The organism is Pseudomonas sp. K2I15, assembly GCF_002204795.1.
In the GTDB taxonomy this organism is placed as follows: Bacteria; Pseudomonadota; Gammaproteobacteria; order Pseudomonadales; family Pseudomonadaceae; genus Aquipseudomonas.
Window position 1 is genome coordinate 1 of sequence record NZ_NIXO01000101.1, and the last position, 9,744, is coordinate 9,744.

General features: G+C 60.2%; 15 protein-coding genes. 6 read left to right on the forward strand and 9 right to left on the reverse strand.

The annotated features are described in order from the left end of the window. Nucleotides 1-78 precede the first annotated feature (78 nt). From CEC48_RS29655 to CEC48_RS29680, 6 genes are read right to left on the reverse strand one after another with little or no spacing between them, the layout of a single operon-like run. On the reverse strand, nt 79-420 hold the full coding sequence (locus tag CEC48_RS29655) for a HopJ type III effector protein (RefSeq protein WP_088427069.1): 342 nt from the start codon (nt 418-420) through the stop codon (nt 79-81). Next, the gene (locus CEC48_RS29660) at nt 413-709 is read right to left on the reverse strand and encodes a DUF1244 domain-containing protein (RefSeq protein ID WP_003230838.1); all 297 of its coding nucleotides are present in this window, start codon (nt 707-709) and stop codon (nt 413-415) included. The genes CEC48_RS29655 and CEC48_RS29660 overlap by 8 nt, the downstream gene beginning before the upstream one ends. Nucleotides 710-732: 23 nt before the next feature. After that, entirely contained in the window at nt 733-1,104 is a 372-nt protein-coding gene (gene folX / locus CEC48_RS29665) for a dihydroneopterin triphosphate 2'-epimerase (RefSeq protein WP_003208474.1), read from the reverse strand. Between the two features lie 2 nt (nt 1,105-1,106). Continuing rightward, complete coding sequence (gene folE / locus CEC48_RS29670; RefSeq protein WP_088427070.1) at nt 1,107-1,667, reverse strand: GTP cyclohydrolase I FolE; 561 nt, start codon at nt 1,665-1,667, stop codon at nt 1,107-1,109. A gap of 20 nt (nt 1,668-1,687) precedes the next feature. Then, nucleotides 1,688-2,398, reverse strand: a complete 711-nt coding sequence (gene folM, locus CEC48_RS29675) for a dihydromonapterin reductase (RefSeq protein WP_088427071.1) — start codon at nt 2,396-2,398, stop codon at nt 1,688-1,690. 57 nt (nt 2,399-2,455) lie between these two features. Next, entirely contained in the window at nt 2,456-3,016 is a 561-nt protein-coding gene (locus CEC48_RS29680) for an antibiotic biosynthesis monooxygenase (protein WP_008432309.1), read from the reverse strand. 246 nt (nt 3,017-3,262) lie between these two features. Between CEC48_RS29680 and CEC48_RS29685 the strand changes: the two genes are divergently transcribed. Continuing rightward, nucleotides 3,263-4,189 carry a MerR family transcriptional regulator gene (locus CEC48_RS29685; protein ID WP_088427072.1) on the forward strand — a complete coding sequence of 309 codons (927 nt, stop codon included), beginning with the start codon at nt 3,263-3,265 and terminating at the stop codon, nt 4,187-4,189. A 2-nt stretch (nt 4,190-4,191) separates the two neighbouring features. Here CEC48_RS29685 and CEC48_RS29690 read toward each other — a convergent pair whose 3' ends face one another. Both CEC48_RS29690 and CEC48_RS29695 read right to left on the reverse strand, forming a co-directional pair. Continuing rightward, entirely contained in the window at nt 4,192-4,797 is a 606-nt protein-coding gene (locus CEC48_RS29690) for a hypothetical protein (RefSeq protein WP_088427073.1), read from the reverse strand. Nucleotides 4,798-4,855: 58 nt separating this feature from the next. Continuing rightward, the gene (locus tag CEC48_RS29695) at nt 4,856-5,323 is read right to left on the reverse strand and encodes a PAS domain-containing protein (protein ID WP_088427074.1); all 468 of its coding nucleotides are present in this window, start codon (nt 5,321-5,323) and stop codon (nt 4,856-4,858) included. 113 nt (nt 5,324-5,436) lie between these two features. Here CEC48_RS29695 and CEC48_RS29700 point away from each other — a divergent pair, with 113 nt between their 5' ends. Further along, complete coding sequence (locus tag CEC48_RS29700; RefSeq protein ID WP_003208486.1) at nt 5,437-5,892, forward strand: flavodoxin; 456 nt, start codon at nt 5,437-5,439, stop codon at nt 5,890-5,892. On the opposite strand, the gene CEC48_RS29705 is transcribed toward CEC48_RS29700, so the two are convergent. Continuing rightward, nucleotides 5,873-6,769, reverse strand: coding sequence for a LysR family transcriptional regulator (locus CEC48_RS29705; protein ID WP_088427075.1), 897 nt, complete (start codon nt 6,767-6,769; stop codon nt 5,873-5,875). The genes CEC48_RS29700 and CEC48_RS29705 overlap by 20 nt on opposite strands. A 99-nt stretch (nt 6,770-6,868) precedes the next feature. Here CEC48_RS29705 and CEC48_RS29710 point away from each other — a divergent pair, with 99 nt between their 5' ends. The 4 genes from CEC48_RS29710 to CEC48_RS29725 all read left to right on the forward strand — a co-directional run. Then, the gene (locus CEC48_RS29710; protein WP_088427076.1) at nt 6,869-7,255 is read left to right on the forward strand and encodes a CidA/LrgA family protein; all 387 of its coding nucleotides are present in this window, start codon (nt 6,869-6,871) and stop codon (nt 7,253-7,255) included. Beyond that, nucleotides 7,245-7,931: an LrgB family protein gene (locus CEC48_RS29715; RefSeq protein ID WP_088427077.1), complete on the forward strand. Its 687-nt coding sequence runs from the start codon at nt 7,245-7,247 to the stop codon at nt 7,929-7,931. The genes CEC48_RS29710 and CEC48_RS29715 overlap by 11 nt, the downstream gene beginning before the upstream one ends. Nucleotides 7,932-8,081: 150 nt before the next feature. Then, the gene (locus tag CEC48_RS29720; RefSeq protein WP_088427078.1) at nt 8,082-8,864 is read left to right on the forward strand and encodes a class II aldolase/adducin family protein; all 783 of its coding nucleotides are present in this window, start codon (nt 8,082-8,084) and stop codon (nt 8,862-8,864) included. Next, on the forward strand, nt 8,864-9,744 hold an 881-nt coding region (locus CEC48_RS29725), incomplete at its 3' end, for an alpha/beta fold hydrolase (RefSeq protein ID WP_088427079.1). The genes CEC48_RS29720 and CEC48_RS29725, both read left to right, overlap by 1 nt.

A 9,744-nucleotide genomic window follows, 5' to 3' on the forward strand; every position in this document is an offset into this window, starting at 1 on the left:
GTGTCAGTCACCCGATGTATTGACTGACACTCTGCTTTCGCGAGCAAGCCCGCTCCCACATTTTGATCTATGTCTGACTCAGGGTTTGCGGGTCAGTGGCTGTGCGGCAAACTTCACACCCGCCAACCCGTGCTCGATCAGCGCACGAATATTGCCGTGGTCACTGCCCTCAGGCGTGGCCAGTACCGAACGGTAATGCTCGCCAAACGCCAACAGCACCTCTTTGTCACTCAAGCCTTCCAGCAACGCCAGGCCCAGGGTCTTGCACGAACCTTCGTTCTGCCCGGCGGCGTTTTCCACGCTGCCATTGGTAAAGGCTTGTGGCTGGTAGTCGTAACCGGCGGCAACAAAGGCCAGGGTATCGGCAAAAACATGTTCGCCGCTGTTGAGGCTGGCGCGCAGGGTGTTCAAGTCAGTCATGGGTTTTTCCTTTGGCGAATGCCGCTTGCTGTTCGGCACTGGCTTCTTGCTGGTATTGGGCTTTCCACTCGGCGTACGGCATGCCGTACACCACTTCACGGGCGTCATCGAGGCTCAGCTCGATCTGGCGCTCGTCAGCCTCGGCCTTGTACCACTTGGACAAGCAGTTGCGGCAGAAGCCCGAGAGGTTCATCAGGTCGATGTTCTGCACATCCTTGCGGCTGTCCAGGTGGGCCACCAGCCGGCGGAAGGCGGCGGCTTCGAGTTCGAGGCGTTGTTGATCGGTCATGGTGCTCACTGCAAAGGTAAGGGTTAGCGGCTGGCCGCCAGGGTGATCGACACCGATTCGGCAAAACGCAACGCATGGGGTTTGTCGACTTCGACTTCGGCATACAGCACCGAGGTGTTGCTCATCACCAGGTCGAGGATCTCCTGGGTCAGGCGCTCCAACAGGGCAAAGCGATTGCCTTCCACATGGGCGATAATCGCCTTGGTGATGGTGCGGTAGTTCAGCGCGTGGTCGATGTCGTTGTCGCGTACGGCTTCCTGGGCGGCATACAGGATGGTCAGGTTGATCAACACATCCTGCTTGTTGAGGATTTCATCCTCGTTGATCCCGATAAACGTGCGCAGGCACAGGTCTTTGACCCGGATGCGCGCCATGCCTGGCTGAAGTTGTGGCATTGCTACTTGCTCCGTCCAATCAATTGCAGGAACTCCATGCGCGTGGTGTTCGAGTCGCGGAAAGCGCCGAGCATCACCGAGGTGTTCATGGTTGAATTCTGTTTTTCGACACCGCGCATCATCATGCACATGTGCTTGGCTTCGATCACCACCGCCACGCCGGCGGCCTGGGTCACAGTCTGGATGGCGTCGGCGATTTCCCGCGTGAGGTTTTCCTGAATCTGCAGGCGCCGGGCGAACATGTCGACGATACGCGCCAGCTTCGACAGGCCGAGCACCTTGCCGGTCGGAATATAGGCCACATGGGCCTTGCCGATAAAGGGCAGCAGATGATGCTCGCACAGCGAATACAGCTCGATGTCCTTGAGGATCACCATCTCGTCGTTGTCGGAGGCAAACAGCGCACCGTTGACGATTTCCTCCAGGTTTTGCTCGTAACCATGACACAGGTACTGCATGGCCTTGGCGGCCCGCTTTGGCGTGTCGCGCAAACCTTCGCGCTCCGGGTCTTCACCCAGGCCCTTGAGGATCTCGCGGTAGTGGTGGGGCAGGGATAAAGTCATACAACATCCTCGCAAACGGCTTACTTGATATGCCGCCCGCCGTTGACGGTCAGGGTGGTACCGGTGACATACGGGTTATCCAGCAGGTAACGCACGCTCTGGTAAATCACCTCGGGGCCGGGTTCGATGCCCAGTGCCGCCTTGGCCAGGACCTTGGCGCGGTAGGCCGCGTCGTCGCCCTCGTTGAACATCACCATCGCCGGGGCAATGCCGTTCACCTTGATATCCGGTGCAAGCTGCGCGGCAAACGACAAGGTCAGGCTGTCGAGCCCGGCCTTGGTGGCGCAGTAGGCAATGTGCTGGCGGCTGCCCTTGCGGGTCACATCATCGCTGATGTGCACGATATCCGCAGGCGTGGAGCGTTGCAGCAGGTGAGCACAATGCAGGTTGATCAGGTACGGCGCAAGCATGTGCACGCTGAACATATCGGCAAAGGCGCGGCTCTCGTCGCCGGGCGTTTCTGCTTCCCAGGCCGAGGCATTATGAATGATCGCCCGCAGGCTTTGGGTGTGCTTTTTCAGCTCGTCGATGAACGCGAGAATACCGGCCTCAGAGGAGAAGTCGGCAAACACGCCAATCGCACCGCGCTCGCGTAAGGCTTGCACGCCGGGACGTTCACTGCGGTAGCTGAAAATCACCGGTTGCCCTTCGTCCAGCAGGCGTTGGGCGCAATGCAGGCCGACACGCTGGCCGGCGCCGGTGATCAGGATCGGGGCGGGAGTTGAAGGCATGGGAGGCTCGAATCGCTGGCAGGCTAAAACTATACCAGCGAGCGGCCTCCCTTGTACTCAAGCAGCGGCTTCGGTGGCCTTTACCCGGGCCGGAGCCGGATGCAGCCAGCCGGCCAGCAGGTGGGTCGACAACGGAATAAAAAAGTAAACCATCAGTGGCGTGAGTGCGAGGGTGCTGACCAGCACACGGCTCAACAAACCCAACTCGCTCAGCAGCGGCTCAAGGCCGAAGTTGAACAGCAGCGACACCGGGAAAAACGCCAGCCAGATGGCCACGGCCTGCTTCCAGCGCGGCGGTCGTGCGGCGGCGGCACCAAACCAGCCGTCTATACCGCGTACGCGATGCTCCGACGGCGCAGCAAACAGCTCGCTGCCACGCCCGAGCCATGCACCACGCGACGCGGAAAACTCCCACGCATGCAGGGTCTTTTCATCGGCGAAGCGGAAAATAATCTGGAATTCATCATCGTTGGGCGGGGGTGCAAGCACGCCGGAGCCCAGGTAACCGGGGAAGTCCGTGGCCAATTGCTCGCCTTCGCGCAGCCAGGCCATCAACTCTTCATAACGACCCTTGGCCACGCGGCGCGCAACCATGAGGGTGACGGGGGAGGTAGACATTGTGTATCTCCATAAAGGATCAGGTGCGCTGGGCCGGGTAGGTGGCGCACGAACGAAGCTGCGGGGTAAGCAGCCACGTTGAAAAAACAGGCAAGGATTATTCCTGTTTTGAAAAAATACGCCAGCGGCACTGGTCAGTTAACTGAAGACCTTGAAACGGACAGTTGTATGGGCGTTAAATGGGGTCCGACTTCCCATCGATGATTCAGTGCCCAGATGTCCGTAATAACTGCTCCCTCCCCTGATATGGCGCTTGGCAACCCCGCTGATTCCGATGAGCTGTTTCCGATTCGCGAAGTGGCAAGATTGACAGGCATCAACCCGGTCACCCTGCGTGCCTGGGAGCGTCGTTACGGGTTGATCCAGCCGGTTCGCACCGAAAGCGGGCACCGCCTGTATTCGCGCACCGATATCGAGACCGTTCATCGCATTCTGGACTGGATCGAGCGCGGTGTTGCGGTGAGCAAGGTTGGGAAAATCCTGGCCCGTGATGATCAGCAAGTCGCCGATGCTGCCGTTGCGTCAGCAGGTGCTGAACATGAATGGAGCCAATGGCAGCAACAACTGCGAACGGCTGTCGCTGCCTTCGACGATCGGCAATTGGACCGGTTGTATGGCCAGATTTTCGCGGCCTACCCGGTCACGGTGGTTTTCCAGGACATCCTGATGCCTCTCTGGCAGCAGTTATTGCGTCATCAGGGGCTTTTTGGCCAAACCAGTGAATGGCTGTTTTTTGATGGCTTCCTGCGTAGCCGCACCTGGAAACGCCTGCAAATAGGCTGTGCCTCTGCGGCGCCGCGGGTATTACTGACGGCCATCGTGGGGGAATGCCGAGAGCTGGAACTGTTGGTCGCAGGCCTGCTGATGAGCGGTGACGAGTTAGCGGTCAAGGTCCTGGCCGTGGGCCAGCCGATGGACGAATTGACGCTTGTCTGTGAAAAAACCAAGCCACAAGCCCTGGTGGTGTTCTCCAATCACTCACCTTCCAATGAGTTTCCGCAGCGCCTTGAGCGGCTGGCCTTGACCCTGGATTGCCCGTTGTTCCTGGCTGGCGATGCGGCGCAATTGGCGCAGGAACAGCTGAGCGGCTCGCCCGTCGGCTGCCTGGGTAATGACGGGCGATTGATGCAGCGCCGCCTGCAGCAGTTTCTGCGCGGCGGCCTCGATACCTGAATTCAGGCGTGGACTTCGGGGTGAAACAAGCGGTGTTGCTGCAGGATAAACTGGCGCAGGCGCTCGGTTTCATCCACATCGTTCTGGCTTAAACGGTAGGCGAACAACCCTCGGGCATTTTCCCGCTCCAGTGTGCCGCGCACGGCGATCCGCTCATAGCCGGATGGGCTGAACCACAGCGAAAAGGTTCTTGGCGCCTTGATCCGCCCGCGAATCTCTACCAGTAACCCCTTGAACGACACCTCATGCACCCACAGTGCACCAGGTTGCCCTTTGATATTTTCCAGCGGCACCGGCTCTTCAAGCGCCAGGCGCCATGGGCGAATCATCGGCCCGTCTTCGAAAATACTCGGCACGCCCAGCCGCAAATGCACGGCATGAAACTCGTCTTCCACCAATTGCAGCGGAAAGGTCATTTGCTGGTTGTCGAATTGTGCCTGGAGGGTGACATGGTCATGGGCGGCCAGGCGGGTGAGCAAATCACGAATCTGCGCCCCGCCGTTGACCGTCAGGCTCGACGACGCGTCCCGCACGTTGAGTTGCGGGTTATGGTGCATGGTCTGAATAAAATCCAGCTCGTCCTGCGTCAAAAGCGCGTCGCGTTGCATTGATCTTGCTCAAAGGAGAGGTGTTAAAACGCCATTATCTCTCTAAAGACCGCGCTTTCTAGTTTTTGTTAGATCCGCTCGTCGCCTTGAGTGCCTCAAGCTCTGCCTTGAGGTCCGCCAACTGGGCTTCCAGTTGCGCCACACGCTGCTGGGCCTTGACCTGCACCGTCACGTCTTTTTGCACACCGACGAAGTAGGTTTGCTTGTCGGCATGGTTGTAAACCGTCGATAACGACAGCTCATTCCAGAAATGCGTGCCGTCCTTGCGGTAATTGCGCAGGATTTCCCGGCAGGCGCCGCCGCTTTCCAGCGCTTCGCGAATCGCCATCAGCCCCGGCTGGTCACGGTCGCCCGATTGCAGGAAGCGGCAATCCTGATACAGGATTTCGTCGAGGGTGTAGCCGGTCAGCCGTTCGAAGGCCGGGTTTACGTAGATCAGCGGCTTGTCCTTGCCTTCCCGCTCGGCGACCACGATGCCGTCGTTGGAGGCGTTGATCACCAGTTGCATCAGCTTGGCGTTAATCATTGAGCGGTCCGGGCCTGGTATTTGGAATTTGCAGTTTAAGACATGCTGGCCGCCTGTCCACTTGCCCTAGCTGTTAATATCCCAGGCTTTTAGTCAGCTACAGGATCAGATTGATGAAAGTCGCCATCCTTTCCGGCTCGGTGTACGGCACGGCTGAAGAAGTTGCCCGCCACGCTGCCAGCATTCTCAACGCTGCCGGCTTCGACGCTTGGCACAACCCGCGGGCAACCCTCGCCGATGTGCAAGGTTTCGCCCCTGAAGCCTTTTTGGCCGTGACCTCCACCACCGGCATGGGCGAATTGCCCGACAACCTGCAGCCACTGTATTCGACCATTCGCGACCAACTGCCGGCCGCCTGGCGTGGCTTGCCGGGCGCGGTGATCGGCTTGGGCGATGCCAGTTATGGCGACACCTTCTGCGGCGGCGGCGAGCAAATGCGCGAGCTGTTTGCGGAACTGGGCGTGCATGAGGTGCTGCCGATGCTGCGCCTAGACGCCAGCGAAAGCGTGACCCCGGAAGCCGACGCCGAGCCATGGCTGGCCGAACTGGTCACTGCACTGCGCGGTTGACCGGAAACTCGCGCAACAACGCCAGCCAGGCTTGGGCGGCTTTCGACAGATAGGCGCCCTCACGCCAGATAAAGGCAATGTCCCAGCGCAGGTAATCCGGCGCCTTGAGCGTGAGGCGCACCACCCCGGGCCGTACCAGCCCGCGAGCCACCACACTGGGCAGCAACACCACGCCTTGGCCGGCGGCCACCAGTGCCGCGAGAAAATCCGCCTGGCCGCTGCGCCCGCTTTCCTTCGGGGTAAAGCCCAGTTGCTGGCAGGCCTGTAGCAGGCGGTCGTTCAACACAAAACTGCGCTGGTACATCAGGAACGGCGTGTCGGCCAATTCCTCCAGGCGGATCTGCGCGTTATCGGCCAGCGGATGGTCCATCGGCAGCAGGGCGTCCAGCGGTTCATCACAGAACGCTTGCCAGGCGAACGCCGGGTCGCTGGGCATCAGGCTGCCGCCCACCTCCAGTTCGCCACTCAAGATCGCCTGTTCGATATTGCGGCTGCCGCCTTCCAGCAACTGAATGGTGACATTCGGATAACGCCGCCGGTATTCCGCAAACAATCCGGCAAACAGCGTATCGCCGCCCAACTGCGGCAGGCCCATGCGCAGCTCGCCACGGGTCAACTGGTTCAAGTCATCCAGCTCACTGAGCAACTCGGCTTGCTGGCGCAGCATGGCCTCTGCCCGTTGCAGCACCACCTGGCCAGCAGCGGTCAGGCGAATCTGCGAACCCAGGCGATCCAGCAGCGGCGTGCCCAGGCTTTGCTCCAGTTGCGCCACCTGCTTGCTGACGGCGGACTGGCTGATGTGCAAGGTTTTGCCGGCCTGGGTAAAGCCGCCCCGATGGATCACTTCGACAAAGCTGCGCAGCTGTTTAAATTCCATTGGCCTGATTCCAGTTTGGAATGGCTTGCAGTCTAACAATTCGCTGTGGGGATGCCAGCGAGCGCTCTAAAATGGGAGCCCTGCGAGGACCCAAAGCTTATGAAACCATTCACCTTCAAACTCGTCGGTCGGTTGCTGGCTGAACTGGTCGTGCTGCTGGCCATTTACTTTCTGGGTTGCCAGGTGGCCGCCTGGCTGAGCTGGCCTATTCCCGGCGGTGTGGTCGGCCTCGGCTTGTTGCTGCTGACCTTTGCCACCGGCCTGGTGAAACCGGCGGCCCTGCAACTCGGCGCCGGGGTGCTGATGGCGGAGATGCTGCTGTTCTTTATTCCGGCATTGATGAGCCTCCTGGACTACGGCGGCCTGGTAAAGCACGACGGCTGGCGGATCATGCTGGTGATCGGCTTCAGCACCTTGTCGGTGATGTTGGTAACCGCGTTTACCGTGGAATTCGTGTGCCGCTGGAAGCTGCGCCATGAAGCTTGAGCTGATGCCGATGTTCTGGCTGGCGCTGACCCTCGGCGCCTACGGTTTCAGCCGCTGGATCTATCGGCGCACCGGGCGCTACCTGCTGTCGCCGCTGATCCTGGTACCCGCGCTGTTGCTCGCGGTGGCCGTGCCGATGAAAACCGCCTACGCCGAATATTCCACCGACACCCACTGGCTGATGCTGGTGCTGGGCCCGGTGACCGTGGCGTTTGCGATTCCGATCTGGCAACAGCGTCGATTGCTGATGCGTCATTGGTCCGCGCTGTTGCTGGGGATGGTGGCGGGCAGCGCGGCGTCCATCGCCACTTCGTATGGCCTGGCCAAAGCCTTGGCGCTGGACAGCTCGGTCACCCTGTCGTTGGTGCCGCGTTCGATCACCACGCCGTTCGCCATGCCCGTGTCTTCCGACCTGGGCGGCGTGCCGGAACTGACTGCGGTATTCGTGATGTTCACCGGCGTGTTCGGCGCCATGCTTGGCGGCGTACTGCTCAGGTGGTTGCCGCTGCGTACACCCTTGGCGCGGGGTGCATTGTTTGGCGTGGGAGCCCACGGCGCGGGGGTCAGCCGGGCCCATGAAGTGGGTGGCGAGGAAGGCTCGGTGGCGGGTTTGGTGATGGTGCTGACCGGGTTGCTCAACCTGTTCGCCGCACCTTTATTGGCGTCGCTTCTCTGACGCAATTCAAACAAATAGAAACTATGCTCAGGACTGACCCGTTCGGTCATCAAGCTGGCTGCCAATGCAACTACGGCGGCCTCCCGGTCTGACTAGACTGGCCATTCACTCAAAAAAATAATAATAACGCGCGCCAAGGAGGTCATTGCCGTGAGCCTAGCCACTGTTCAATCGACACACAGCGTAAAAGATCAGGTCAGCGCTGCCGAATGGCAGACCCGCGTCGACCTCGCCGCCTGCTACCGCCTGGTGGCGATGCACGGTTGGGACGACCTGATTTTCACCCACATCTCGGCCAAGGTGCCGGGCACCGAAGACTTCCTGATCAATCCATACGGATTGATGTTCCACGAGATCACCGCGTCGAGCCTGGTGAAGGTCGACCAGGCCGGCAACAAGCTGATGGCCAGTCCCTATGAGGTCAATCCGGCGGGCTACACCATCCACAGCGCGGTACACGAAGTGCGGCACGACGTGGTCTGCGTACTGCATACCCACACCGCTTCCGGTATCGCCGTTTCCGCGCAGAAACAGGGCGTGTTGCCCATCAGCCAGCAATCGTTATTCGTGCTGTCGAGCCTGGCTTATCACGCCTACGAAGGCGTGGCGCTGAACCACGAGGAAAAGGCCCGCTTGCAGGCTGACCTTGGCGAAAACAATTTCCTGATGCTGCACAACCACGGCCTGCTGACCTGTGGTGGCACCATTGCCGATACCTTCCTGATGATGTTCACCTTCCAACGCACCTGCGATATCCAGGTGATGGCGCAGAACGGTGGCGCTGAATTGATCAGCATTGCGCCACAGATATTGGCCGGTGCCCGGGCGATGATCGCCGGGGTCACCAAAAGCGCCCAAGGCATGGGCGGCGCGCTGGCATGGCCGGCGTTGCTGCGCAAGCTGGACGCACTCGACCCCGGGTATAAAAGCTGATGCCACTCGCCGAGATCCCGCTGCGCATCTGGCGCCAGCGCGCCCAGAGTTTCGAGTTTCGCGGCCGCACCATTCGTTACTGGGTGGCGGGGCAGGGCGAACCGTTGCTGTTGATCCATGGTTTCCCTACGGCCAGTTGGGACTGGCATTACCTCTGGCAGCCGTTGGCCCAACGCTACCAGGTGATTGCCTGCGACATGCTGGGGTTCGGCGATTCGGCCAAGCCGCTGGATCACACGTATTGCCTGCTGGAGCAGGCGGATTTGCAACAGGCCTTGCTGGAGCATCTTTGGGTGCAGCAGCCGGTGCATGTGCTGGCCCATGATTATGGTGACAGTGTTGCCCAGGAGTTGTTGGCGCGGCATTACGAAGGGCGGTTTCAGATGGCCGGCTGTGTGTTTCTCAATGGTGGGCTGTTTCCTGAGACGCATCGTGCGGCGCTGGTGCAGAAGCTGTTGCTGAGCCCGTTGGGGTGGATGATTGGGCGGGCGTTTGGGCGTAATGCGTTGGCCAACAGTTTTGGGCAGATTTTTGGGCCCGCGACCCGGCCGAGTGAAAGTGCGCTGGATGATTTCTGGAGTTTGATTGAGAGCCAGGAGGGGCCGCGGATTTTGCATAAGTTGATTGCGTATATTCCTCAACGTCGCCAGCAGCGGGATCGCTGGGTGGCGGCGATGCAGCGGGGGGAGGTGCCGTTGCGGGTGATTGATGGGGAGGTTGATCCGATTTCTGGTGGGCATATGGTGGAGCGGTATCGTGAACTGGTGCCGCAGGCGGATACGGTGTTGTTGGCGAATATTGGGCACTATCCGCAGATTGAGGCGCCGGTGCAGGTGTTGAAGCATTATTTGGCGTTTCGGGAGGGGCTTGGGGTGGGGGC

Bases quoted from the DNA above. Each gene is read 5' to 3' on its own strand.
- CEC48_RS29655 (WP_088427069.1), bottom strand. From the start codon at position 420: ATGACTGACTTGAACACCCTGCGCGCCAGCCTCAACAGCGGCGAACAT.
- CEC48_RS29660 (WP_003230838.1), bottom strand. From the start codon at position 709: ATGACCGATCAACAACGCCTCGAACTCGAAGCCGCCGCCTTCCGCCGG.
- folX (WP_003208474.1), bottom strand. From the start codon at position 1,104: ATGCCACAACTTCAGCCAGGCATGGCGCGCATCCGGGTCAAAGACCTG.
- folE (WP_088427070.1), bottom strand. From the start codon at position 1,667: ATGACTTTATCCCTGCCCCACCACTACCGCGAGATCCTCAAGGGCCTG.
- folM (WP_088427071.1), bottom strand. From the start codon at position 2,398: ATGCCTTCAACTCCCGCCCCGATCCTGATCACCGGCGCCGGCCAGCGT.
- CEC48_RS29680 (WP_008432309.1), bottom strand. From the start codon at position 3,016: ATGTCTACCTCCCCCGTCACCCTCATGGTTGCGCGCCGCGTGGCCAAG.
- CEC48_RS29685 (WP_088427072.1), top strand. From the start codon at position 3,263: ATGGCGCTTGGCAACCCCGCTGATTCCGATGAGCTGTTTCCGATTCGC.
- CEC48_RS29690 (WP_088427073.1), bottom strand. From the start codon at position 4,797: ATGCAACGCGACGCGCTTTTGACGCAGGACGAGCTGGATTTTATTCAG.
- CEC48_RS29695 (WP_088427074.1), bottom strand. From the start codon at position 5,323: ATGATTAACGCCAAGCTGATGCAACTGGTGATCAACGCCTCCAACGAC.
- CEC48_RS29700 (WP_003208486.1), top strand. From the start codon at position 5,437: ATGAAAGTCGCCATCCTTTCCGGCTCGGTGTACGGCACGGCTGAAGAA.
- CEC48_RS29705 (WP_088427075.1), bottom strand. From the start codon at position 6,769: ATGGAATTTAAACAGCTGCGCAGCTTTGTCGAAGTGATCCATCGGGGC.
- CEC48_RS29710 (WP_088427076.1), top strand. From the start codon at position 6,869: ATGAAACCATTCACCTTCAAACTCGTCGGTCGGTTGCTGGCTGAACTG.
- CEC48_RS29715 (WP_088427077.1), top strand. From the start codon at position 7,245: ATGAAGCTTGAGCTGATGCCGATGTTCTGGCTGGCGCTGACCCTCGGC.